This is a genomic window from Rhodococcus sp. 21391, from assembly GCF_016772255.1.
Classification (GTDB): domain Bacteria; phylum Actinomycetota; class Actinomycetes; order Mycobacteriales; family Mycobacteriaceae; genus Rhodococcus_F; species Rhodococcus_F opacus.
The window spans coordinates 926,304-952,284 of sequence record NZ_CP063782.1 but is presented as its reverse complement, the minus strand read 5'-3'; the positions used below and the strand labels follow the sequence as shown (position 1 = coordinate 952,284).

At 65.7% G+C, this 25,981-nt stretch carries 11 protein-coding genes and 2 pseudogenes; 4 read left to right on the top strand and 9 right to left on the bottom strand.

Translation table 11 applies throughout. The features are described from left to right. Positions 1-276: 276 nt before the first annotated feature. The 3 genes and pseudogenes from GO592_RS45305 to GO592_RS39230 all read right to left on the bottom strand — a co-directional run. Positions 277-423, bottom strand: a complete 147-nt coding sequence (locus GO592_RS45305; RefSeq protein WP_236581352.1) for a LuxR C-terminal-related transcriptional regulator — start codon at positions 421-423, stop codon at positions 277-279. Positions 424-664: 241 nt separating this feature from the next. Beyond that, positions 665-814, bottom strand: a pseudogene (locus tag GO592_RS45300) (FHA domain-containing protein); the annotation flags it as partial. Between the two features lie 287 nt (positions 815-1,101). Continuing rightward, a pseudogene (locus GO592_RS39230) lies at positions 1,102-1,527 on the bottom strand (glycosyltransferase family 2 protein); the annotation flags it as partial. A gap of 611 nt (positions 1,528-2,138) precedes the next feature. Between GO592_RS39230 and GO592_RS39225 the strand changes: the two are divergent. From GO592_RS39225 to GO592_RS39210, 4 genes are read left to right on the top strand one after another with little or no spacing between them, the layout of a single operon-like run. After that, positions 2,139-2,885, top strand: coding sequence for a hypothetical protein (locus tag GO592_RS39225; protein ID WP_007297341.1), 747 nt, complete (start codon positions 2,139-2,141; stop codon positions 2,883-2,885). Beyond that, the gene (locus GO592_RS39220) at positions 2,882-4,699 is read left to right on the top strand and encodes an AMP-binding protein (protein ID WP_007297342.1); all 1,818 of its coding nucleotides are present in this window, start codon (positions 2,882-2,884) and stop codon (positions 4,697-4,699) included. The genes GO592_RS39225 and GO592_RS39220 overlap by 4 nt, the downstream gene beginning before the upstream one ends. Continuing rightward, complete coding sequence (locus GO592_RS39215) at positions 4,696-5,553, top strand: TauD/TfdA family dioxygenase (protein ID WP_007297343.1); 858 nt, start codon at positions 4,696-4,698, stop codon at positions 5,551-5,553. The genes GO592_RS39220 and GO592_RS39215 overlap by 4 nt, the downstream gene beginning before the upstream one ends. Continuing rightward, positions 5,484-7,151 (top strand): pyridoxal phosphate-dependent aminotransferase, encoded by a 1,668-nt coding sequence (locus tag GO592_RS39210; protein ID WP_201453191.1) that lies wholly within the window; start codon positions 5,484-5,486, stop codon positions 7,149-7,151. The genes GO592_RS39215 and GO592_RS39210 overlap by 70 nt, the downstream gene beginning before the upstream one ends. A gap of 174 nt (positions 7,152-7,325) precedes the next feature. Here GO592_RS39210 and GO592_RS39205 read toward each other — a convergent pair whose 3' ends face one another. From GO592_RS39205 to GO592_RS39175, 6 genes are all read right to left on the bottom strand, one after another. Then, positions 7,326-8,114: a BtpA/SgcQ family protein gene (locus GO592_RS39205; protein WP_039951238.1), complete on the bottom strand. Its 789-nt coding sequence runs from the start codon at positions 8,112-8,114 to the stop codon at positions 7,326-7,328. Between the two features lie 6 nt (positions 8,115-8,120). Continuing rightward, complete coding sequence (locus tag GO592_RS39200; RefSeq protein ID WP_157234227.1) at positions 8,121-9,059, bottom strand: aldose epimerase family protein; 939 nt, start codon at positions 9,057-9,059, stop codon at positions 8,121-8,123. Between the two features lie 59 nt (positions 9,060-9,118). Beyond that, entirely contained in the window at positions 9,119-9,604 is a 486-nt protein-coding gene (locus GO592_RS39195) for a hypothetical protein (RefSeq protein WP_007297347.1), read from the bottom strand. A 2-nt stretch (positions 9,605-9,606) separates the two neighbouring features. Next, on the bottom strand, positions 9,607-11,019 hold the full coding sequence (locus GO592_RS39190; protein ID WP_007297348.1) for an LLM class flavin-dependent oxidoreductase: 1,413 nt from the start codon (positions 11,017-11,019) through the stop codon (positions 9,607-9,609). Continuing rightward, positions 11,019-14,177 (bottom strand): isoleucine--tRNA ligase, encoded by a 3,159-nt coding sequence (gene ileS / locus GO592_RS39180; RefSeq protein ID WP_007297349.1) that lies wholly within the window; start codon positions 14,175-14,177, stop codon positions 11,019-11,021. Before ileS ends, GO592_RS39190 begins: the two co-directional genes overlap by 1 nt. Before the next feature lie 303 nt (positions 14,178-14,480). After that, entirely contained in the window at positions 14,481-24,122 is a 9,642-nt protein-coding gene (locus GO592_RS39175) for a non-ribosomal peptide synthetase (protein ID WP_202715234.1), read from the bottom strand. Positions 24,123-25,981 lie beyond the last annotated feature (1,859 nt).

Genomic DNA, 25,981 nt, shown 5'->3' with positions numbered 1-25,981 from the left:
ATAGTTGGCTGCGGGGGCGCCCGGCGAGACGGACAGCGCATTGCGTGCCTTCCGGGCCGACGGCACCGAGCCGGTGATGTCATGCACGGCCCTGCCAGATGGTTGGAGCGACGTGACAGTCCGGCCCCGGCCGTGTCTCTCGATGTCCGATCACGAACCGAGATTCCGGGGGCGAACAGAACCCGCCGGAGCCCGACATAGTGCATTTCACACCCAGCGGTTCCTGCCAGGAACTCTCAGCGGCCGCCGTCGATGTCGAGACAGCCCGTGGGCGCGTCACCGATCTCGTTTCGTGACGAGGCGGCTACGGAGGACGTGCTCGGCGAGCCGGGCTCGTTTCTGATTCTGCGGTAGGTCCTCGACACCGAACTTGGTGAACAAGGCGCGCAGGTGCGTTTTGACGGTGGCTTCGGACAGGTGCAACTCGTCGGCGATCTGCGAGTTCGACGCCGGACACGCGAAGGGCGGGTGGGGTGTGTACGGGCGGCACAGGGTGTCGAGGATCCCCGTTCCGCGTCGGTGACCTCGTGCAATGGTGGGTCGGCCGGGCCGCCGGTATCGACTTCCCCGGCGGGTTCGGGGCGTGGTAGTTCACAAACGAGGTCCCGATCCGGATGTGATCGCCCGGTCGTAGGCGGCGTCGGCCGGACAGACGCCTACCATTGACGCGGGTGCCGTTGAGGAACAATCCGCCATCGACGATCGTCCAATGGCCGTCCGCCCACTCGACGACGGCGTGCAGCCGCGACCCCGTCGGATCCGAGGTCAACGCGACATCGGCCTGCGGGCTGCGCCCGATGACCACCCGCGGCATCTCGGCCGACAGCACCAGCCGTCGCCTGACGCCGCGATCGGCGTACAGCAGACACGGCGCGTCGGCAGGGACGACTGCTGTCCGCGGCGACGGGTCGCCGGGGACCGAATCGGGCCCGGTGTTATTTTCGTGGGGGAACATCGCACCTCCGGTGATCCAATCAGCGGTGAAGGGCCTCCGACGGCGATCGGAATGGGCTATATGGGGGAATATGTCAATCGTCGTCCACAGCTGGGCGGATTCCCTCATCCCCGGGGGTGCGAAGTCGCCACCCTGGGGTGAACTCCGACCAGGCGATTGCGGAGGTGGAAGTACGCCTGCCAGTCGATCGCGTCGTCCTTATCGCTCCAGGCCATGTGCCAGACCGCGACGCCGCGCATGCTGACCGTCGGGGAGCCGGCGGCTCGGGCGCGTAGTCCGTAGCCGACGTACCCCACTTGATGAACAACGGCAGTGGCTGCCCGACCTGCTCGGCGCAGACCCGGGGAATCATGCACATCCACCCCCGTTACCCGTTGAAGCGACATCGACCACCCGATGCAGATCGCGGGAGTACGGGGCGTCCGTGAACGGGTGCGCGGCGAAATCGTGGTCATACCCGGACAACGCTGCCGCGGCCCACACGAACATCGACTGATCGACCGCCTCACCATCATGTGCGGGTGCGCGTGTTCCAACGGGTTGAGCATCTGACCGCCGACCACCATCGGTGTCCACGTGCCTCAGCACCGCGTTCTCGGCGATCTCTGCCATCCCCACAGGGACCCGCTCCGGAATCGCGGGCGGTGTCGCGTGTGGGCGGGTTCTGGCTACTCTTCTTCACAGCGGTCCCTTGCTGTCGGAGTTCTTGGAGGAACGCCCGACACCTACCACACGGCAGGCCTCGAGCGGGGGACCGCCACCTCAACTTCTACGTGACTTCTACGTGACCCGGGGACAACCTCGGCAGCCCCTGCAGGGCACGTTACCCGAGCTAACCGTCCTGGTCCCGCCGCGATGGCAGTGGTGTAGTGGATGGAGGGGCCCGGTACGAGGAGCAGGCCATGCCCAAGGCGTTCGAGGTCGTCGATCTCGATAGTCGTGACTCGATTCCGGATCGGGGCGCCTACGAGCAGCCAAAGGTCCATCCCACGCCCCACGGCCGTGACAGGGGTTGCACATACGGAAAGACTCACCCAAGGTGTGGGTGAGTCCCACCCTGGTGGTAGTTACGGTCCGGCGGCGCCGCGGACAGAATTGTGGAGTCCACAAAACGAGGATTTCCACAATTCGCGAGAACGCTGCCGTGGTTCGAGCAGGGAGGAGTATCGCGCCGATGACTGGAATGCTTAAGCGCGGCCCGGACGACGAAAATGAGGTCCAGGACGTCCTGAACTTTCGCGACGCCGGCCAGTGTCACGTCACCCCGGTGGCGACCTTCGCACCCGATGTGGCGCTGGGCGTGGTTGACGCTTTGTGCAAGGTCGTACGACAAGCGCATGCCAGCCCCGCCGCAATGGGCTCAGCGGGCGATGGGATAGTTCGAGCTCAGACGTTCGAGGAAGGTGACGTCTACATGCTCGAATCTCCGTTCGAGGGGTACTTCGCAGACCGGTACCTGATGGACTTCTACGACGTCAGCGCGCGGGATATTTGTTCGCGTATGCACCTGCACACCGGCCTACGTTTCGTGCGGATGATGACCGGCCCCGGCACCCGGATCCGCGTCTCCAGCCTTTCCCCCTTCATAGTCACGGACATCGATGGTGTGACCCCATTTCGACCTCCGACCTTCACCGATAATCTGCCTGACCTCCCGAACGGCGCCACGGCTACCCGCTACAACCTCATGGTCGACGAGAACTCGTGGATGGACCTGCAGATCCCGCGTGGAGTCTCGCACCAGTTCAATGCGATCGGTCCGAATGCGGTGATCGACTCCGTGCACCCGGAAGAGTCCATCGAGACGTTCCGGGAAAACATGTCCGGCTACAAGATGATGGCCCAGACCATCTTTCTGGCCGACACACTGCCGGCGTCCGACACCTGCAGCAACCTACCCACCTCGGCTTCCGGACACTTCCAGTCATGACCGACGACATTCAGACAAGAGTTCGCCGACTGATCACCGGCGTGAACACCGACTCAGCGCACCTCGCGGTCCCCGCTGATCCGCGAGTGCCGCTGACCGGGTTGGATTCACTCACTTTGGTCGAACTTGTGGTGCAGCTGGAAAAGGAGTTCGCAATCACAATCGCGGCCGAACTGATCACCACAGAGAGCTTTGGATCCGTCTCGGGCATCGCCGAGGTGGTCCGCGCGAGCGGCGCCCGTGCGGCGGGAGTGCATGACTACCGGCCAGGTGGAAAGACGGTGCCGCCCACGGACGGCACCGTGGTCGACGTGTTGCGGCGCCGAGCTACGGACACGCCGGACGCGCCGTTCCTCACCTGGCTGCCGACCCACGGTGACGCCGAGGTACTTACTTATGGCGCACTGAACGCACGCAGCCGTGCGATAGCCTCCAACCTCGCTGAAGGAAAGTATCTGTGCGGTGAGCGGGTCGGCCTGCTCGCCGCGAATGACATCGACACCGTGCTCGCGCTTTTCGCGGTGATTCGCGCAGGCGGCACGTGCCTGGTTCTGAACCCGACTGATCCGCCGCAGCGGCTGCGCCAGATCATTGCTGCGTACCCGATCCGCACCGTGCTGTGCTCACCGTACGTCACGGGCATCCCGGAAGATCTCGCCCGGCCGATCCCGGTCTCCACTCCTGGCTCCGCGTTGGAGGACACCGCCGTGGATCAGTACATCACCCCGGGCGGGCCCGCCTTCATGTTCAGCACTTCCGGCTCGACCGCGGCCAGCAAGTTGGTGCTGCAGAGCCACCGGGCGTTGCTCAGCAACGCGCAGGGGCTCAAGCAGCACCATGATCTCGGTCCGGGGGTCACCATCGCGGGCGGGCTCCCGCTGCACCACGTGAACGGCGTGCACTTCACCGTGGTAGCGGTGTTAAACGCTGGCGCCCATGTCGTTCTGCCGCAGCAGTTCTCGCCTCTCACCTACCGTTCTCAGTTGGAAACGTACCGACCGCAGATCGCCAGCGTTGTACCCAGCATGCTGGAGGCGCTGCTAGTCACCGGCCGTGGTTGGCGTCCCCCGGATACTCTGCGGTATTTCGTCAGTGCGGCGGCGCCGCTGACCGCCTCGCTGGCCAAACGGATAATGAACGCGTTCGGCCTGCGGGTGATACAGGGCTACGGGCTGACGGAGACGACGAACTTCTCCACGATGCTGCCAATCGACCTGGCCGACGACGACTACGCCGCGCTGGTCCTGAACACGGAAATACCGACTGTCGGGGTCGCCTTCCCCGGTAATGAGCTAGAGGTGCTGTCCGTCACCGGTGACGTACTGGCCGAGGGCGAGATCGGCGAGGTCTGCATGCGCGGACATAATGTAATGGAATGTTACGTTGACGCGCCCGACCAGACTTCAGAAGCCTTCGCCGGCGATTGGTTCCACAGTGGTGATCTCGGGCGTTGGATCAGAGGCAGGGACGACCGCCGCTACTTCATCCTCACAGGACGACTCAAGAACATCGCCCAGGTGCGAGGCGAGGCGGTCTCGTTGGAGGAGGTGGAGCATGCCCTTCTCTCGCTGGACTCTGTGGTGGACGCCGGATGCCTCGCTCAGTCGCACCCGCTGTGGGGTGAGGAAATCGTGGCCATGGTTGTGCTGCGGGACGCAGACATCGCCGAGATTCGTACGCAGTTGGCCGCGCTGTTGCCGCCAACTGCTCTGCCGCGCCGCTGGCAGCAGGTGGACTCGGTCCCACGCACCCCCACCGGAAAACTGCAACGGGCACTGCTCCGGGACCAACTAAGTCTGGACACGTCGCAGTGAAGGGCACCTTCCGCCAGCGCCCGGAACAACCACACATTACGCTGCGCCGGCAGCTGCTGGATGGCAGCAGCTCCTTGTCCAATCCGGCCCCACCGAGGAAAGCGTCGGCCGCGGACGTCGAGGGGGTCGGCGCTTTAGCGCAGGAACAGCTCACCGAGCATGGTGTGGTCGCTATCTCGCTGGACCGGCCGATGACCAATAGGGAGTATCTCGCGTTCGGCGCCTTGCTCGGCACGGCGCAACTAGAACACTCACCAGCTGTCCAACCCTTTGTCGAGGAGGGTGTCATTCTAAATCTGGTGACCTGCGAGCCGGCGACATCTAACCCGGACCTACAGCCATTCGCCGCGAACTGGCTGGCACTTCATTCGGAGAGCAGTAGCTTACCGATCGCCGCGCAGCCGCGGTTCGTATCGCTGATGTGCCTGGCAGCCGACGGTGATTCGGCCGCCGAGACGGTGCTGGTACCGATGCGGCAGGTGTTCGACGCACTCACGGATGAGGACCGCAAGTTGCTTGCCAATACCCGCTATGACGGCCGCGACGAGGCGCCCCCGCTGCTGCGGTACGACCGCGGCCGCCCGGTTTTCTCCATTCGGGACTTCCAGGACGAGAATTTGGAGTGGGAGTGTCTCTGCGGCGCGGCCGAGCCAGCTGAGGTGGACGAGGCATTGATCCGGCTGTACGCGGCGATGTACGGCGGCCGGTGCTACCACATCAGCTGGCAGTGCGGGCTACTCGTCGTGATCGACAACACGGTGCACTTCCACGGCAGGACCATCGCGTGCGCGCCGCCCAAAAACGGCCCGCTCCGGCATCTGAAGCGGTTGCGGCTCAGCGCGGCGGCATCATGAACCGGCCCGGGCTCTTCGCCAACCCGGCGCAGTTCCTGCCGGTCCGATCCGGAGGGGAGCTGTGCGCGCAGCAGCGGTCACGGTTGGAGGTACCCGAAGTTTCGATGAGTTTTGGGCCGACCAGACCACTCATGGACGTGTATGAGCGCGCGATCGACCCTGACGACCCATTCGAGCTGCGCGACTTATACCTCGGCCGTGTCGAGCACGCTCTGGGCCCCCGCAGTACCCGGCCGGGGCTGGGCGCGGCCTGGCGCGCATCGCGACCCCGGCGCACCGTCGACGCCGAGCAGATCCTGCAGTCCAGGGCGACCATCCGATTCGTCAAGGAGACGTTCAACCACTACTTCCGCGACGATCTGTATGGCACCCTCCGCAGCGATGACCACCTGATCCTGTCGACCGGCTCGGTTGACGAGGTGCAGTGGGGGCTGCCCGCCACGGTGAAGGAGTGCATCATGTTCGCACTTGCCCGGGACTGGTACGGCTACTCGGACTCGCGCGGTCGTGCGCCCGCCCGCGAGGCGGTCGCCGCGTACGAGTCGGCCCGACTCTCCGGCGACGGATATACACTCGACAACGTCGCGCTGACCCTCGGTGGCACGTTCGCCGTCAGTAACCTCGCCGACTTCATTCTCACCGGGCGCCCGACGTCCACTCCCTCGCTGTGCGGGATCCCGAACTACCCACCGTTGCTGGAGTCCGTGGCCCGCCGCGGCCCGGTCCGCCTGGTGCCCACTCCGCTTGTGAACGGCGCGACCTCGATTCGCCCAGTGCTCGAACAGCTCCGCCCGGACACCCCGTTGGTGCTGCTGCAAACGGTCACCAACCCAACAGGCGCCCTGATTGCCGAGGACGAGCTCGATAAGCTGATCCGCTCGGCCAACTCGAGTACCACTATTCTCTTGGACGAGTGTCATGAGTGGCTCGGCCCGCCACAGCAGTTGTCCGCCGCCCGCGCCGCCGACAACGTGGTACGGATCAGCAGCCTGTCCAAGAACTGGTCCGCCCCTGGCATAAAGCTCGGCTGGATCCTGGCCGGGACGGCCTTCATCGGTGACTACTATGAGTACGCCTCGAGCAGCTTTGGCGGCCCGCCGTCGTTCTTCTACACCGCGATCGAGGTGCTCGCGCGGATGGAGCGCTGGCGGCACGAAGGCATACACGGCATAGACCTTGAGCACCTAGCCGAGTTCGAGCACAGCTACGGGCTCACCCTAGAGACGCTGCAGTCTGCGTACACCAGTTACGCGCACGAGCGGGACCGACGGGAAGAGGAGCTAATCCGGATGCGCGACATCGCCACCCGGCGGCTGGACCTGCCCAACACCACCGTGGCTGCCGCACACTACTCGATCAACACCGCTGTTTCGCTGCACGATTACGACGACTCCTACCTCGCGTTCCGTGACCTGCTCGAACATGAGGGTGTTTCGGTCTTCCCCGGCCTGCTGACGTTCTGCCTGTCCGAAGGCCTAGTCCGGGTGACCACCTCGCGACGGTGGGGCGAGCTGGACGTCGCGCTGGACCGGATACAGTCGTTCTTGCGGAGCCGCCGAGATCAAGGATTGGCGAATAGCCGCACATTGCGTGCCTGAGCCAGGCCTCTGCGGCAACCAGCGCCGATCAAGTTCGCGTGCGCCGTAACCGCCCCCGTCCGGTAGCGCTTGCCTCCGCAGCATTCACCGCATCACCGGCAAGGGAAGGGATTGCCCCCCACGCGGATAGTGCTCGGGTCCGTCACGGCTCCAATTCCTCAATCGAATACCTGCTCATGCGGTGCCGTGCACGATCTCGACCAGTCGGCGGATGCGGTCGGGGTCGACTCGGGGCGGGTTTTCCGGGTCCATCAGGCAGCCGCTGACGAAAGCGCCGTCCGTCTCGGCCAGCAGGGCGGCGGCGTTCCCGTGGTTTACGAAACCGCCGAGAATGACGCGCGCACCGGGCGCTCGACGGCGCACGTCTGCGACCTTCCGCAGGGCTTCGTCCCTGTCTGGGTGTGCGACGCAGACCGCATCGGCGCCGACCATCACCGCCCGCCTCGCCACCCCGCCGGTGGTCTCGTCCGGACCGGCCCAGCGGTAGTGCATCGAGTCAACATCCACGATCAGGTCGACGCCCATGGCCTCGATCGCCTTGCGGTACGTCATGATCTGCAGCGAGTCGGGCTCGACCCAGCCGTGTGTGGTGAGCGTCGCCCCGACCAGTGCGTCGGCTCGGACGAATGTCGCTCCGGTGACCTTGGCGACAGCAAGCGAGGCGCTCACCGCATGGCGCATGATCTGGACGCCGACGGCGAAGCCCGCCGGGCTCTGGCCGAGCACCTCATGCGCAAGGACACTCATCGCCGCGACCCGGGCGGGATCGGAGTCGTCCCGCACGCTGTACACCCGGTCCACGGTCTGTAGCAGCAGCCCATCCATCCCGCCCTCGACCATCCGCCGCGCCTGTGCTCGCACGTCCTTGACGATGCCCGGGAATGAGCCGCTGCGGTGGAACGGCGTGCCGGGCAGCGGCGGTACGTGGACTACTCCGTACAGAGGCTTCGGCGTTGGGGCCATCCGGTACTACCTCCGTTGGTCGGCCAGCAGCTCGAACGTCGTTCGGCTGCGGTATGTCTCGCCCGGCCGTAGCACGGCGGACGGGAAGCCGGCGTGGTTGGGCGCATCCGGCCAAGCGCACGGCTGCAGGCAGATGCCGGCGCGCGGGCGGACCGGCAAGAAATCGCCGGTGTAGACGGCCATTCCGGGCTGGTCGGTGTCGACGACGAGTAGCCGCCCGCTCTCCGGATCGTGCAGCTTCGCCACCGGGTGCCCGCTATCGAGCGCCAGAAAAGCGTCAATCCTCACCCGCTGAAGAACATGGGGGTAGGAGAAATCGAGCTCGGTGTCGTCCACTGGCACCGTGCGACCGCTCGGAACGAAGTCGGTGTAACCCGCAAGCACGCGCCGCGCGTGCAATTGCAGTTCATGCCCGTCAATTCTTGGTTCGCTGCCAAGGTTCCAGAATGCGTGGTTGCTCAATCCGCAGAGCGTTGGTGCGTCCGTCGTCGCGGTGAATTCGATGGTGAGGCGGTTGTGGATGTCGAGCTCGTAGGTGGTCGTGGCGATGAGCTCGCCCGGGTAGCCCTGATCGCCATCCGGACTGACCAGGGTCAGCACCACCCGGCCTGACTTCTCTCCGCTGTCCGCGTGTCCGTCCCATACTCTGGCGTCGAAGCCCTCCGGTCCGCCGTGGATGTGATGCGGGCCGGCATTGCGGGCAAGCTCGTACTCACGTCCGTCGATGACCAAGCGACCGCCAGCGACGATGCGTGCGAACCGGCCCATGGTCGAGCCGACGTAGGCCCGGTTCTCTGCGGCCTCGTAGGCGGCGAGATCCGGCAACCGGATCACGACGTTGCGCCGCGCACCGGCCAGGTCGGGCACCACGACCGAGACAAGAGTCGCGCCGTAATTCCACACAGCCACACGCACCCGATTGTTATCCAAGGTGAACTCTGTCACCTCCCGGACTGGATCACGGACGGTACGGCCGATTGTGCGCTCCGCGGCGAGGACCCTGGTCACAGCACCAGCTGGAGATATGTTCGGGGCGCACGCCCCGAATTGTGGGTGCGGTACCGGCGGAAGCCAACCGCGGTCAGCATCGTCAGCACCGCAGACAGGTCCGGGTTCGCCTCGGCGCGCAGTGCGTCGGCACCGGCGGCGGCGGCTAGCTGCACAGCATGCCGGACCGCGTGGAAGCCCACCAACCCGTCCGGGTAGTCCGGGGCGACCGCGAGCCGCTGCATGTACCAGGGCTCATCGGCCTCTGGCATCCCGGCCTCAGCTGGATCGAACGACGGCACCGGGCCGACCGTCACCGTCACTACCGGCTGGCCGGCCACAAGACCAAGCTGAACCTGACCGGCGGCGACCAATCGCTGGGTGGACTCCTGGCGGCGCGGTGGGGCTGTGGTGCCGGTCAGCGCCGCGGCCCGCCGGTCGGAGGCTTCGATCAGCCGGTGCACCATGACTACGTCGTCGGCCGTCCGCCAGACCAGGGCCATGGTCAAGCCATCCCGCGCAGCGCTGGTGCAACCTCGGTGGCGAACCGCTCCACCGTCCCCCGGTCCACCGGTGGCCGAACCCCAAGCAGAAAGTCGCGCACTCCTGACTCGGTGTACGGAGCGAGCCGGTCCAGGCACTCCTCCGCACTGCCGAAGCTGACGTACTCGGGAAGATCCGGGCCGTGTCCGTTCGCATTGCGCTCGATCGCAGCGTGCGCCCTCACCGCCTCCGCTTGGTTAGAGGTGATCACGCAACGAAACGTCACAGAGCGGCGAACCTCCGCCGGCTTGCGGCCCTCCTGCGCACACAGATGGTCGAGCACGTCCACCTTCCGCATGTACGTCTCCGGCGCTAGAGCCGCACAGTTCCAAATATCGGCGTGCCGGGCTACCAGCTGCAGCGTCCGACACTCACCGGCGCCACCGATGACGAGCGGCAGCCGCTGCTGCACTGGGCGTGGGTTCAGGTACGCGCCGCGCAGCTTGTAATGCGTGCCGGTGAAATCCGCTGGCCCGCCTTCCCAGAGCAGGCGCAGTATCCGGCAGGTCTCGTCCAGCTGTTCGTACCTGGCCCCGAGTGTCGGCTGCGGAATCCCGTATTGCTCGAACGCCAGGTCGGCGCCCCCGACACCCATGCCGAACTCCAACCTGCCACCGCTGACCTGGTCGACCGTCGCCGCGATCGTCGCGGTTAGCGCGGGATGCCGCCAGACTGGAGGCGCGACGAGCAACCCGCAGCGGACCCGTGAGGTGGTCGCAGCCAACGCGGCGAGGAGCGTGGGTCCGTCGAAGCAGGGGCCGTCCGGGCCAAAGATCGGCGGACGGTAGTGATCGAACAGCGAGACCCAGTCGTACCCGAGTCGCTCCGCAGAGTGCCAGAGCGCTTGCACTGAGGCGAAGTCTGGATACTGCTGGCCGGAGTGAATTCCGACCCGGACCCGTTGCGGCAGTTGGTGGACCATCTCACGTTCCGCGTTCGGCGTCGGTGCGCCAAGTGTCCGGAACCCGTTGCGCTCGTACAGGTCCCTTGCGTGTGCGTTGCCTTCGTGCACGCGCAGCACGACCCGCTCGGCTGTGGTGCCCGCGACAGCCCAGTCAAGTACGGTGCGGACCAGCAGGTCGCCGACCCCACGCCCTCTGGCATGCGGCGTCACCCAGAGCGAGATCAGCTCGACCGCCGTGCCGCCGTCGATGAGCGCACCACTGACCATGCCAGCCGGCTCCCCGTCCACATCCACCGCGAAGTTGGCCTCGACGTCCCTCAGCCTGCCACGCCACCGTCCCTCTGTGTCGCAGTCGCCTTGCCAGTCGGCGAGTCGCGACTCGAAAGCGTGCGGGGACTCCCGCAACGCAGCCAGCCGCAGGACGCGCCAGACACGCCAGTCATCGGGCGAGAGTCTCCGGGGAGCAATCATCACTCACACGCAGCCCGGGACACGCCCACCGCGATCTCGGCCGGGCCGACGGCTCCGATGAAGCCGCCGTCGAGCGAGCCGACCAGACTCACCGACTCGGCCAGCGTCTCATGCGCGACGAACGCTTGGTGCGCCTTGACCGCAGCCAAGATAGACTCCGGCCCGGCGATGGCGAGCCGCACTCTGTCGGAGATGTCCAGCTCGGCCGCTCGCCGCGCCCGCTGCACGACCCGGATCACGTCTCGCGCCGTACCTTCCACTGCCAGCTCAGGCGTTACATCGGTGTCAAGCGCGATCGTGACCCCGCGCTGAGTCTCCACCACCCAGCCGCTGCGGGGCACCTCGGTCACGATCACCTCCTCCACCGTGACTTCGACCGACGTGCCTTCGAACTCGACGGTTGTGGTGCCGCGCTCGCGCAATTCCGCCACGATCCGCTGCGGCTCCACCCCGTGGATGGCGTTCGCGATCGCTTGCGTCCGCTTGCCATACCGCTTGCCGAGCACCCGGAAGTTCGGCTTCACGTCGACGTCGACCATCGCGCCCGCGGACTCCAGCGGGTCCAACATCTTCACGTTCAACTCCTCGGCAATGTCGTCCAGCAGCGCCCGCGGAAGGGCGCTGCCCGGCGGAAGTCCGACGAACGCGCGCGCCAGCGGCTGACGGATCCGCACCTTGCTGGCCTTCCGCGCCGCGCGCCCGGCCTCCACCGCGGCCCGCGCAGTCCGAACCTGCTCCGAGAGCATCGTGCCCATCAGCGCGACGTCCACCAGCGGCCAGTCGGCAAGGTGGACCGACTCGGCCGCGCCAGTCGCGCCGGGACGGATCACTCGCTGCCACACCTCTTCGGTGATGAACGGCACGATCGGTGCAAGTAAGCGGGTCAGCACATCCAAGCACTCGTACAGTGTGGACAGCGCGTCCTGGTCGCCTTCCCAAAACCGCTGCCGAGACCGACGGACATACCAGTTGGACAGGTCGTCGACGAAGTCGCCGAGCAGCCGGCCGGCACCCGCGGTGTCGTAGTTCTCCAGCCGCTCGTCCACCAAACGCGCCAACATGTGCAACTCGCCGAGCACCCAGCGATCGAGGATCGGCCGCTCCCCAGCAGGCGCGGCCGTTTCCGGTTTCCAATCGACGTGGCTGGCATACAAACTGAAGAACGACGCTGTATTCCAATAGGTCATCAACAGTTTGCGGGTGATGTCCTCGAGCGGTCCGGCGCCCACCCTGCGCGGTGCCCAAGGAGAACCGGAGCAAGCCATGAACCAGCGCAGCGCATCCGCACCGTGGGCGTCCATCAGCGGGATCGGCGCCAGGACATTGCCCAGGTGCTTGCTCATCTTGCGGCCGTCCTCTGCCACGATGTGGCCCAGGCAGACGACGTTCTCGTACGACGAGCGGTCAAAGACCAGCGTGCCTACCGCCATCAGCGTATAGAACCAGCCGCGAGTCTGGTCGATCGCTTCGCAGATGTACTGTGCCGGATAACGCCGGTCGAACTCTTTCTCGCTGCCGGCCACGTACGGGTACCCCAGCGCGGCGAACGGCATTGAGCCGGAGTCATACCAGGCATCAATCACTTCCGGTACGCGGGTCGCGGTCTGTTCGCATTGTGGGCAGGGGAACGTGATCGCGTCGATGTACGGCCGATGCGGGTCGAGGTCGGATAGGTCGGCGGTAGCAAGCTGCCCCAGCTCAGCGCGCGAGCCGACCGGCGTAACATGCCCGTTCTCGCAGCGCCACAACGGTAGAGGCGTGCCCCAATAGCGCGAGCGAGACAAGGCCCAGTCCACATTGTTTTCAAGCCAATCGCCGAACCGGCCGTGCTTAATATGACCCGGGAACCAGTTGGTTCGCGCGTTCTCGCGTCGCAGAGCCTCGCGCACACTCGCGGTGCGGATATACCAAGACGGCTGCGCGTAGAACATCAGCGGCGTGTGGCAACGCCAGCAGTGCGGGTAGGAGTGCTCGTAGCGCTGATACTCGAAGAGCAAGCCGCGGGCAGTCAGGTCGTCCACCAGGATTTGTTCCGCTGATTTGAAGAAGACCCCGCCGACCAGCGGTATCTCGTCCAGGAAACGACCGTTCGGCCCGATCGGGTTCACAACCGGCAGCCCGTTCGCCCGGCACACCGCAAGGTCGTCCGCGCCAAAAGCCGGTGCCTGGTGCACCAGCCCGGTGCCATCCGCCGTAGTGACGTAGTCGGCGAGCACGACCAGATGCGCATCCGGGACGTCGACCAAGTCGAACGGGCGCCTGTAGCGTAGCCCCGCCAACTCGGCGCCGCGGAAGCGAGCCAGCGGCTCAGCGTCCGTACCCAGTACCGCATCCAGCAGTGACTCGGCGACCACAAACGTGCCTGCGTCCGTGTGCACCAACGCGTACATGACCTCGGGATGGACCGCGACAGCGGTATTCGCGACCAGTGTCCACGGCGTCGTCGTCCAGATCAATAGTTGGGCGTCAGGGTGTCCGGCGAGAGGCTCCGTGAGCGGAAGCCGCACGTAAGCCGAGGGGTCCGTGACGGTCTCGTAGCCCTGCGCAACTTCGTGGTCGGAGAGCGCAGTGCCGCAACGCGGGCAATACGGAGCGACTCGGAAGTCCTCACTCAGCAGCCCATCGATGAAGATCTTCTTCAGCGACCACCAGACGCTGTCGATGTACTCCGGCGACATCGTTTTGTACGGGTGATCGAGGTCGACCCAATAGCCCATCCGCTGGGTAAGTTGCTCGAACTCTCCAACGTGACGCAACACGGACTCGCGGCACCGCGCGTTGAAGATGTCGATGCCGACCTTCTCGATGTCCGGCTTGCCCGACAGCTGCAACTCCTTCTCCACGGCCAGCTCCACCGGCAGACCGTGGCAGTCCCAGCCGGCCTGGCGAGGCACTGAGTAGCCCTTCATCGTGCGGTAGCGCGGGAAAACGTCCTTGAAGACGCGCGCCTCCACGTGGTGAGTGCCGGGGGAGCCGTTCGCGGTCGGTGGACCCTCGTAGAAGACCCAGCTCTCGCCGTCCTTCGTCCGGGCGAGGCTGCGCTGGAACACGTCGCGCTTGCGCCACCAATCGATGATTCGTACGTCCATCTCCGGGAGTTCCAGCCGCGTCGGCATCGTGCTGAATGGCGACGCAAACACGTTCCGTTCCGCCATCATCAGGCTATTCTTCCTTGCTTCGTCGACCCGCATGAGCAATTACGCACATTGGCGCCGCTCACTCGCATTAGCCAGGTTGTGCATCGGGTGGCGGTCGGTGCAGTGCCCACACAGGGGCTGACAAGGATGACCTTCACCCGAGCTCCGCCCGTAGACTTCACCAGTTGCACTATCTACCTGGACATCGAGTGTGGAACCGAGCCCACTGCCGCGGAAGCGAGTACCGCGCCTTTCCGGCCTCGGTATGGACGTCGCGGTCCACTTTGACCTGCTTTGAACAGCGGTGTTGTTCATCGCCCAGCCCTATGTGTCGTCGGCACCACTCTCTGGCGGCCGCGCCGTGTCTTGGTCATTCCGGATGGCCAGTTCGTGCACCGTCGGCGCCTCAAACAAGTCACGAACATCCACCGGAGTGCCCAACGCAGCACCAAGATGCACGGCGGCCTCCATCGCCGACAGCGACTGCCCGCCGAGTTCGAAGAAGTCGTCATCGATCCCCACGCGCTCCACACCGAGCACCCCGGCGAACACCCCCGCCAGAGCCTCCTCGACCGGGCCTCGCGGGGCACGGAACTCACGACTACCGAACTCCGGCGCCGGGAGCGCCCGCCGGTCGACCTTCCCGCTCACCGTCAACGGCAACCGATCCAGAACCACCACCGCCGCCGGCACCATGAACCCCGGCAGCCGAGCCGCCGCGAACTCCCGCACCTCACCCGCAAGACGTCCGCCACCGGCATCGATCGCCGGCACCACGTACCCCACCAACTGCCTGCCCCCGCCCGCAGAACCATCCGGAGCCTCGCGGGCGGTCACCACCACCTGGGCCACCGCCGGATGCGCCAACAGCACCGCCTCGACCTCCCCCGGCTCGACCCGGAACCCCCGAATCTTCACCTGAAAATCACCGCGGCCAATAAACACCAACCGCCCCGCCGCATCCCACCGCACCAAGTCGCCCGTGCGATACATCCGCTCCCCGCCCCCCCCGAACGGGCACGCCACAAACCGCTCCGCCGTCGACGCCGCCCGACCCCGATACCCCCGGCCCACACCCGCACCCGCGATATACAACTCCCCCACCACCCCCACCGGCACCGGCACCAAACCCGCACCCAACACGAACACCCGCGTGTTCCCGATCGGAGACCCGATCGGCACACGCGTCACATCCGCCAACCCATCCGAACCCCGTATCGAATAGGCCGTTGAGTTGATAGTGGTTTCCGCCGGGCCGTAGGCATTGACCACCGTGATCTGACGCTGGACCTCCACCAGCCGCCGAACAGCCGCAGCCGACAACGCATCACCACCGGCGCCCACCTGACGCACCGAACCGAAACAACTCAAATCCCCCTCAGCCAGCAGCTCGAGCAACGGGGTCGTCACGAACACCGATGTCACTCGATGCGTGGTGATGACCCGTTCGAGTACCGCAATATCCACCGGCCCCGGCGGGGCGATCACCAACTCGGCGCCACCGAGCAACGCCGGCCACAACTCATAACCCGATGCATCGAACGCAATCGACGTATGCATCAGCATCCGCCGCCCCGGACCGTCCGGCCACCCGTGCAACGCCGAATTGACCACACTACGGTGGCTGATCGCGACCCCCTTCGGGATGCCCGTCGACCCGGAGGTGTACATCACATACGCAAGATGGTCCGGACACAACGCGCCGAGCCGATCCGCATCACAGGGGTCGACCTCCCACCGCTGTCCACCGCTGTCGAGGTCGACGGCATGCAGGTCCAGACGCGGACGGGGAATGTCGGTGTGCGGCAACACCGCGGCGGTGGCGGTGTCCGTCAGCACCACCAGTGGGTCGGCGTCATCGAGAACGAACCCGATTCGCTCACTCGGATAATTCGGGTCGATCGGCAGATACGCGCCGCCCGCCTTGAGGATCGCCAGCAACGCGATCACCAACTCCGCCGACCGTGGTAACGCCACCCCCACAACGGATTCTGGGCCGACGCCCCGCCCGATCAACAGCCGCGCCCACCTGTTCGCGCGAGCATTGACCTCCCGATACGTCCACTGTTCATCGCCGCACGTCAAGGCCACCGCATCCGGTGTGGCCGCGACCTGCCGCTCGAACAACCCCGGGACCGTCACCTCCGGTATCGCCACCGCGGTCTCGTTCCACGTCCGCAACATCAGGGCACGCTCGGTCGGCTCCAGAATGTCGAACAGATCGATCCGGCCGAGCCGATCGGCGACGACCCTCTCCAACAACCGCACATACCGGGCAGCGATCCGCTCGACCGTATCCCGATCGAACAGGTCGGTAGCGAACTCGATCGACCCCACCATGCCCTCCTGCCGGCCGCGTGCGGGGGGTGGTTCGGTCAGGTTGAAGGACAGGTCGAACTTCGCGGTCCCGGTCGGGGTGGGCAGCGGGGTCAGCTCGAGCCCGGGGAAATTGACATCGGGGATAGGGTTGTTCTGCAATGCGAACATCACCTGGAACAGCGGATGATGGGCCGTGGAACGGGCCGGGTTGAGCAACTCCACCAACCGTTCGAACGGCGCATCCTGATTCTCGTACGCCCCCAACGCCTTGCCCCGGACCTGGTCGAGCACCTCACCGAACCGCGGATTCCCCGACGTATCGACCCGCAACACCCACGTGTTGACGAAGAACCCCACCAGATCGGTCAACGCGTCATCGGTGCGGCCCGCGATCGGACTGCCGATCGCAATATCGTCACCGCCGCCGAGCCCGCGCAACAACACCGCCAACACCGACTGCAACACCATCGACACCGTCGCCCCCCGGCTACGCGCCAATTCCTCCACCGCCGCCCGCAGCTGTGGTGCGATCACCAACGGCACCGTGTCGCCGCGGTAACTGGCCACCGGCGGCCGTGGCCGGTCCGTCGGCAGGTCGATGCATTCCGGTATCCCCGCCAGCTCCTGCCGCCAGTACCCGAACTGGGCGGCCAGCACACTACCCGGATCGGTTTCTTCACCCAGCATCTGCTGCTGCCACAATGTGTAATCGGCATACTGCACCGGCAGCGGCGCCCACCCCGGCTCGTGGCCCGCCCGCCGCGCCGCGTATGCGGTCGCCATATCGCGCGCCAACGGCGCCACCGACGCCCCATCGCCGGCGATATGGTGCATCAACATCACCAACGCATGATCCTCGAGCCCGCAGCGGAAAACCCGGGCCTGCACCGGAATCTCTGCGGACAGATCGAACCGGTACCCCGCCGCCACCGCCACCGCGACGGCCAGCCGGTCCGGCTCCACCATCTCCACCGGCACCTCCACCGGCACCCGATCCGCGGGCAGGATCCGCTGGAACGGCACCCCCCAGTCCTCGCCGAAGATCGTGCGCAGACTCTCGTGCCGCGCCACCACATCCCCGAACGCCGCCGCCACCGCCCCGGTATCCAATTCCCCTCGCAACCGCACCGCCAACGGAATGTTGTAGGTCGCCGACGGGCCCTCGAATCGGTGCAGGAACCACAACCGGGCCTGCGCAGACGACAACGGCACCGGCACCGGACGTTCACGGGCCACCACCGGTGCCCGCACCACCGAACCCTCCAACAGGCACGGCGCCAGTTCAGCGACGGTGGGGGACTCGAAGATCAGCCGGATCGGCACCTCCACCCCCAACACCGACCGGATCCGGGCCACCACCCGCGTCGCCGACAGCGACTGCCCGCCGAGTTCGAAGAAGTCGTCATCGATCCCCACGCGCTCCACACCGAGCACCCCGGCGAACACCCCCGCCAGAGCCTCCTCGACCGGGCCTCGCGGGGCACGGAACTCACGACTACCGAACTCCGGCGCCGGGAGCGCCCGCCGGTCGACCTTCCCGCTCACCGTCAACGGCAACCGATCCAGAACCACCACCGCCGCCGGCACCATGAACCCCGGCAGCCGAGCCGCCGCGAACTCCCGCACCTCACCCGCAAGACGTCCGCCACCGGCATCGATCGCCGGCACCACGTACCCCACCAACTGCCTGCCCCCGCCCGCAGAACCATCCGGAGCCTCGCGGGCGGTCACCACCACCTGGGCCACCGCCGGATGCGCCAACAGCACCGCCTCGACCTCCCCCGGCTCGACCCGGAACCCCCGAATCTTCACCTGAAAATCACCGCGGCCAATAAACACCAACCGCCCCGCCGCATCCCACCGCACCAAGTCGCCCGTGCGATACATCCGCTCCCCGCCCCCCCCGAACGGGCACGCCACAAACCGCTCCGCCGTCGACGCCGCCCGACCCCGATACCCCCGGCCCACACCCGCACCCGCGATATACAACTCCCCCACCACCCCCACCGGCACCGGCACCAAACCCGCACCCAACACGAACACCCGCGTGTTCCCGATCGGAGACCCGATCGGCACACGCGTCACATCCGCCAACCCATCCGAACCCCGTATCGAATAGGCCGTTGAGTTGATAGTGGTTTCCGCCGGGCCGTAGGCATTGACCACCGTGATCTGACGCTGGACCTCCACCAGCCGCCGAACAGCCGCAGCCGACAACGCATCACCACCGGCGCCCACCTGACGCACCGAACCGAAACAACTCAAATCCCCCTCAGCCAGCAGCTCGAGCAACGGGGTCGTCACGAACACCGATGTCACTCGATGCGTGGTGATGACCCGTTCGAGTACCGCAATATCCACCGGCCCCGGCGGGGCGATCACCAACTCGGCGCCACCGAGCAACGCCGGCCACAACTCATAACCCGATGCATCGAACGCAATCGACGTATGCATCAGCATCCGCCGCCCCGGACCGTCCGGCCACCCGTGCAACGCCGAATTGACCACACTACGGTGGCTGATCGCGACCCCCTTCGGGATGCCCGTCGACCCGGAGGTGTACATCACATACGCAAGATGGTCCGGACACAACGCGCCGAGCCGATCCGCATCACAGGGGTCGACCTCCCACCGCTGTCCACCGCTGTCGAGGTCGACGGCATGCAGGTCCAGACGCGGACGGGGAATGTCGGTGTGCGGCAACACCGCGGCGGTGGCGGTGTCCGTCAGCACCACCAGTGGGTCGGCGTCATCGAGAACGAACCCGATTCGCTCACTCGGATAATTCGGGTCGATCGGCAGATACGCGCCGCCCGCCTTGAGGATCGCCAGCAACGCGATCACCAACTCCGCCGACCGTGGTAACGCCACCCCCACAACGGATTCTGGGCCGACGCCCCGCCCGATCAACAGCCGCGCCCACCTGTTCGCGCGAGCATTGACCTCCCGATACGTCCACTGTTCATCGCCGCACGTCAAGGCCACCGCATCCGGTGTGGCCGCGACCTGCCGCTCGAACAACCCCGGGACCGTCACCTCCGGTATCGCCACCGCGGTCTCGTTCCACGTCCGCAACATCAGGGCACGCTCGGTCGGCTCCAGAATGTCGAACAGATCGATCCGGCCGAGCCGATCGGCGACGACCCTCTCCAACAACCGCACATACCGGGCAGCGATCCGCTCGACCGTATCCCGATCGAACAGGTCGGTAGCGAACTCGATCGACCCCACCATGCCCTCCTGCCGGCCGCGTGCGGGGGGTGGTTCGGTCAGGTTGAAGGACAGGTCGAACTTCGCGGTCCCGGTCGGGGTGGGCAGCGGGGTCAGCTCGAGCCCGGGGAAATTGACATCGGGGATAGGGTTGTTCTGCAATGCGAACATCACCTGGAACAGCGGATGATGGGCCGTGGAACGGGCCGGGTTGAGCAACTCCACCAACCGTTCGAACGGCGCATCCTGATTCTCGTACGCCCCCAACGCCTTGCCCCGGACCTGGTCGAGCACCTCACCGAACCGCGGATTCCCCGACGTATCGACCCGCAACACCCACGTGTTGACGAAGAACCCCACCAGATCGGTCAACGCGTCATCGGTGCGGCCCGCGATCGGACTGCCGATCGCAATATCGTCACCGCCGCCGAGCCCGCGCAACAACACCGCCAACACCGACTGCAACACCATCGACACCGTCGCCCCCCGGCTACGCGCCAATTCCTCCACCGCCGCCCGCAGCTGTGGTGCGATCACCAACGGCACCGTGTCGCCGCGGTAACTGGCCACCGGCGGCCGTGGCCGGTCCGTCGGCAGGTCGATGCATTCCGGTATCCCCGCCAGCTCCTGCCGCCAGTACCCGAACTGGGCGGCCAGCACACTACCCGGATCGGTTTCTTCACCCAGCATCTGCTGCTGCCACAATGTGTAATCGGCATACTGCACCGGCAGCGGCGCCCACCCCGGCTCGTGGCCCGCCCGCCGCGCCGCGTATGCGGTCGCCATATCGCGCGCCAACGGCGCCACCGACGCCCCATCGCCGGCGATATGGTGCATCAACATCACCAACGCATGATCCTCGAGCCCGCAGCGGAAAACCCGGGCCTGCACCGGAATCTCTGCGGACAGATCGAACCGGTACCCCGCCGCCACCGCCACCGCGACGGCCAGCCGGTCCGGCTCCACCATCTCCACCGGCACCTCCACCGGCACCCGATCCGCGGGCAGGATCCGCTGGAACGGCACCCCCCAGTCCTCGCCGAAGATCGTGCGCAGACTCTCGTGCCGCGCCACCACATCCCCGAACGCCGCCGCCACCGCCCCGGTATCCAATTCCCCTCGCAACCGCACCGCCAACGGAATGTTGTAGGTCGCCGACGGGCCCTCGAATCGGTGCAGGAACCACAACCGGGCCTGCGCAGACGACAACGGCACCGGCACCGGACGTTCACGGGCCACCACCGGTGCCCGCACCACCGAACCCTCCAACAGGCACGGCGCCAGTTCAGCGACGGTGGGGGACTCGAAGATCAGCCGGATCGGCACCTCCACCCCCAACACCGACCGGATCCGGGCCACCACCCGCGTCGCCGACAGCGACTGCCCGCCGAGTTCGAAGAAGTCGTCATCGATCCCCACGCGCTCCACACCGAGCACCCCGGCGAACACCCCCGCCAGAGCCTCCTCGACCGGGCCTCGCGGGGCACGGAACTCACGACTACCGAACTCCGGCGCCGGGAGCGCCCGCCGGTCGACCTTCCCGCTCACCGTCAACGGCAACCGATCCAGAACCACCACCGCCGCCGGCACCATGAACCCCGGCAGCCGAGCCGCCGCGAACTCCCGCACCTCACCCGCAAGACGTCCGCCACCGGCATCGATCGCCGGCACCACGTACCCCACCAACTGCCTGCCCCCGCCCGCAGAACCATCCGGAGCCTCGCGGGCGGTCACCACCACCTGGGCCACCGCCGGATGCGCCAACAGCACCGCCTCGACCTCCCCCGGCTCGACCCGGAACCCCCGAATCTTCACCTGAAAATCACCGCGGCCAATAAACACCAACCGCCCCGCCGCATCCCACCGCACCAAGTCGCCCGTGCGATACATCCGCTCCCCGCCCCCCCCGAACGGGCACGCCACAAACCGCTCCGCCGTCGACGCCGCCCGACCCCGATACCCCCGGCCCACACCCGCACCCGCGATATACAACTCCCCCACCACCCCCACCGGCACCGGCACCAAACCCGCACCCAACACGAACACCCGCGTGTTCCCGATCGGAGACCCGATCGGCACACGCGTCACATCCGCCAACCCATCCGAACCCCGTATCGAATAGGCCGTTGAGTTGATAGTGGTTTCCGCCGGGCCGTAGGCATTGACCACCGTGATCTGACGCTGGACCTCCACCAGCCGCCGAACAGCCGCAGCCGACAACGCATCACCACCGGCGCCCACCTGACGCACCGAACCGAAACAACTCAAATCCCCCTCAGCCAGCAGCTCGAGCAACGGGGTCGTCACGAACACCGATGTCACTCGATGCGTGGTGATGACCCGTTCGAGTACCGCAATATCCACCGGCCCCGGCGGGGCGATCACCAACTCGGCGCCACCGAGCAACGCCGGCCACAACTCATAACCCGATGCATCGAACGCAATCGACGTATGCATCAGCATCCGCCGCCCCGGACCGTCCGGCCACCCGTGCAACGCCGAATTGACCACACTACGGTGGCTGATCGCGACCCCCTTCGGGATGCCCGTCGACCCGGAGGTGTACATCACATACGCAAGATGGTCCGGACACAACGCGCCGAGCCGATCCGCATCACAGGGGTCGACCTCCCACCGCTGTCCACCGCTGTCGAGGTCGACGGCATGCAGGTCCAGACGCGGACGGGGAATGTCGGTGTGCGGCAACACCGCGGCGGTGGCGGTGTCCGTCAGCACCACCAGTGGGTCGGCGTCATCGAGAACGAACCCGATTCGCTCACTCGGATAATTCGGGTCGATCGGCAGATACGCGCCGCCCGCCTTGAGGATCGCCAGCAACGCGATCACCAACTCCGCCGACCGTGGTAACGCCACCCCCACAACGGATTCTGGGCCGACGCCCCGCCCGATCAACAGCCGCGCCCACCTGTTCGCGCGAGCATTGACCTCCCGATACGTCCACTGTTCATCGCCGCACGTCAAGGCCACCGCATCCGGTGTGGCCGCGACCTGCCGCTCGAACAACCCCGGGACCGTCACCTCCGGTATCGCCACCGCGGTCTCGTTCCACGTCCGCAACATCAGGGCACGCTCGGTCGGCTCCAGAATGTCGATAGCACGGACCGCGCCGCTCGGGTTGGCGGTGACAGCACGCGTAAAGGCCACCAACAGATCGGAATAGAGCCTCAGATCCTCTCCGCTGTAGATTGCGCCATTCCCGTCGATCTCGATACGCATGCCGTCGCTGCCCCGACGGTCGTAGTAAACGGAGATCGACAGGTCATCGACCGGCCCGAATGACACGCCGCGCATGACCGCGGAACTACCGGCAAAATCTAGCGACCCAAAGAACGGGATGATGTTCAGGACCGGACCGAACCGATTCTCGACAGAACCCGACAACCCCATGTCGCGCCGGATATCGGAACCCTGATAACGACAATGCCGCAGAATCGAGAGAATCTCGGCACCGACCCCGCGTGCGACATCGACGAACCGCGACCCCGGCGGGCACTTCACCCCCAGCGGCACCGCGTTCGCCATCATGCCCGGCGTCGACCTCGCGCGCCCCACCCGATTCGCCACCGCCAACCGCACGACAAACTCCGGCATGCCCGATATGCGGTGAAGGAAGCCAGCCGCCGCTGCCGCCAGGAAAGCTGGCACCGGCACTCCCATGGATTCCGACGCCTCCGCCCACCGGGTGAACTCATCGCCCGAGACCGACACGCTGCAATGCAGCGTCACAAGATCAGGCGAACTCCGATCACCCAGCAGGCGAAGGGGCTCCGGCAACCCAGCCGTGTAGTCCCGCCAGAACTCCCTGTCCCGCGTGAAACGGCCCGAGCGCCGATAACGAGCGTCCTCGGCATTGATCAACTCCGGTCCGCCAAATCCAGACTCAGGAATTGACGCCCCCGTCGCCAACGACGTATATACCTCTGCAATGCGACGAGCAAGAATGGCTACACCAAACCCGTCCATCACGAGATGGTGAGACACAGCGAACAGGAAATATCGGAAATCGCCGAGCTTGATCAAACCTGCTCGATAAAGTGCGTCCCGTTCCAGGTCGAAGGGCTGGCCGACTAAATCAGCCATCGATGCCCGCGCAACCGATTCCGGATCGACGTCACCACTGACATCGACGAAGAAGGGGTTCCATTGATTAGGGTCGCGCGCCACCTGCCGAGGACCATCCACGTCCTCCACGAAGTTCACAAGTACGGATTGCGCTTCACCAAGCACCCGCCGCAATGCCGTATCCATCACCCACCGATCGATCTCGCCGGAAACATCCAGATACGCTGAAATATTGTTCGGCAGACCTGGCACCAACTTCTGCGCCAGCCAGAGATCCTCCTGTGCGGACGAAACCCGAATCAAACCCGGCACCGTCCGGGGAACTTGAACCGGCGACGCGGGCGAGCCGTCCATGCTGACCACCTCTCACCTGGATGGGAGCGCTCCATTGTCGAATGCATCGCCCCACTTCATAGCGCAGAATTGGGTGAGTTATGCACTACATGTCCGATGGCTCGTTCGATCGTCGATGAACGCTTCGGATCCCTTCACTCTCGCCCGCAGCCGAGGAGGAGACCAGCCCCCCTAGGGGTGAAATCGACAGACCCGAGGGTGACTATTCCCTCCTGGTGGGCAAGACGCGTCGGGCGCTGGACTCGACGATCCTCGACGACGCGGTGGTCGCCGGGGCCCGCGTCACCCAGTTCAACGCGGTGGACCGGAATCGCCGTCCCTGATGCGCGGCTGACGGATGCAGGCTCTCGGTGACTCCCGCCAGCTGCAGCGGCGAGTTCCTCGACACGCTGGCCTCAACATCAAACCGTCCCACGACGACGCATATCGAGAACTGCCTCACCGCCGACGTTGCACCGTCGACCACGGGAAACGGTGCACCGCCCGATCTTGCGGCGAGCCACCCGAACCGATTAGCGTGCATACCGACGCGGTATACATCGCCGCAGTAAACGTGAGAGCGGCAAGAATGACTGAAGACTCACAACATGGGCCTTGACGTCCGCCAGGAAGACAGAGCCCACTCCCGAATCGTGGTAGCTCTTGGCGTCGAAGCCTCGCAATCTGCCGCTATCTACGCGGAGCTAACGGGACGCGTAGCGGGGCCAGTTTGTTCTTCCCCACTGGAGATCGATGCCACTGCGACAGCTCTGGTCGTGACCACCACGGAACACGTGGGCACGGACCTACTCGAGGCGCTGTTCCCTCGAGGAACCCAATATGGGTCCGCCCCCGGAATAATATTCGCACGGTCACCCGCACAGTTGCGGTCGCGGGTTCGAGCCGTCGCAGCAAAATTCCTTGACAGCGACAGTTCATCAGGTCCCATCATCGAGTTACTCGCGGATACGGCGCTCGATGATGTTCCTATCGGCAGGCGGCGGCTCATAGGGGGCCACGCAGCTCGGCAGGTTATTCGGGACACCGTGACGAGTCCATCGTCACTGCTGTGCATAGTGACAGGCGGCGCCGGATTTGATCTGAACCTAGGCAACGGGCTTTCTCTCTGCGATTCGATTCTTGAGAAGGGGCGTTCTACAGTCGGAGCCCCCTGCTGCCGGTTGACCGGAGAGTGCTTTCGGATCCTCGCCCCAATTCCCGAAGCCGCCGCTGTGGGGAGAATCGTGTCCGCTGACGAAATACGCTCACGCATACTCGTCATTTGCGCGTGCAAAGGGATCCTCAGCGCGGATGAAAACCGGAGATGGGGATACGTCGACGCGACCATGGACAGTCGCCATGTCGCGGCCATCGTCACCGCCTGGGGCGAAGTTGTCCTCCAACCTCTCGAACTCGAACATCTACTCGGCCAGCTCTACCGCGGCGCGACCGTAGGCCGTGCCGTCGCGGAGATGAACCGACGGAATGGCAACTTTCGACTGGCCGTGCTCGGTGATCCCGATTCGCATATCGATCCCCTACCTCCGGAAGAGCTTGCCCAACTTCGCTACCGTGAGCCCCCTGCGCCTTTACCAGGCGATGGAGGCCGATTTCTCCATGCACTGACGTACGCTACCGAAGTCGCCACGACTGGCGAGGTGCAGCGACTTGCCGCCATCGCCGCAAGGCAAGTACGGGCATTCGAGCACATCGCAGGGTTGGGTATGTCGACCTCCGAAAGCCACGGCGTTGGTGAGGCAATGAGGCATGCCGTTCTCAAGTCCATCGCTTGCGACAGCATTCTTGCAGTGCAGCAGCATTGGACTCCCCTCGCGACTGGGCGGCGGCATCATGGGAACGACCGGTGCGAAACCTGTGGG

Excerpts from the sequence above, each read along its gene's own strand:
- GO592_RS39220 (WP_007297342.1), top strand. The coding sequence starts at position 2,882 with ATGACCGACGACATTCAGACAAGAGTTCGCCGACTGATCACCGGCGTG.
- GO592_RS39205 (WP_039951238.1), bottom strand. The coding sequence starts at position 8,114 with ATGGCCCCAACGCCGAAGCCTCTGTACGGAGTAGTCCACGTACCGCCG.
- GO592_RS39225 (WP_007297341.1), top strand. The coding sequence starts at position 2,139 with ATGCTTAAGCGCGGCCCGGACGACGAAAATGAGGTCCAGGACGTCCTG.
- GO592_RS39195 (WP_007297347.1), bottom strand. The coding sequence starts at position 9,604 with ATGGCCCTGGTCTGGCGGACGGCCGACGACGTAGTCATGGTGCACCGG.
- GO592_RS39190 (WP_007297348.1), bottom strand. The coding sequence starts at position 11,019 with ATGATTGCTCCCCGGAGACTCTCGCCCGATGACTGGCGTGTCTGGCGC.
- ileS (WP_007297349.1), bottom strand. The coding sequence starts at position 14,177 with ATGATGGCGGAACGGAACGTGTTTGCGTCGCCATTCAGCACGATGCCG.
- GO592_RS39175 (WP_202715234.1), bottom strand. The coding sequence starts at position 24,122 with ATGGACGGCTCGCCCGCGTCGCCGGTTCAAGTTCCCCGGACGGTGCCG.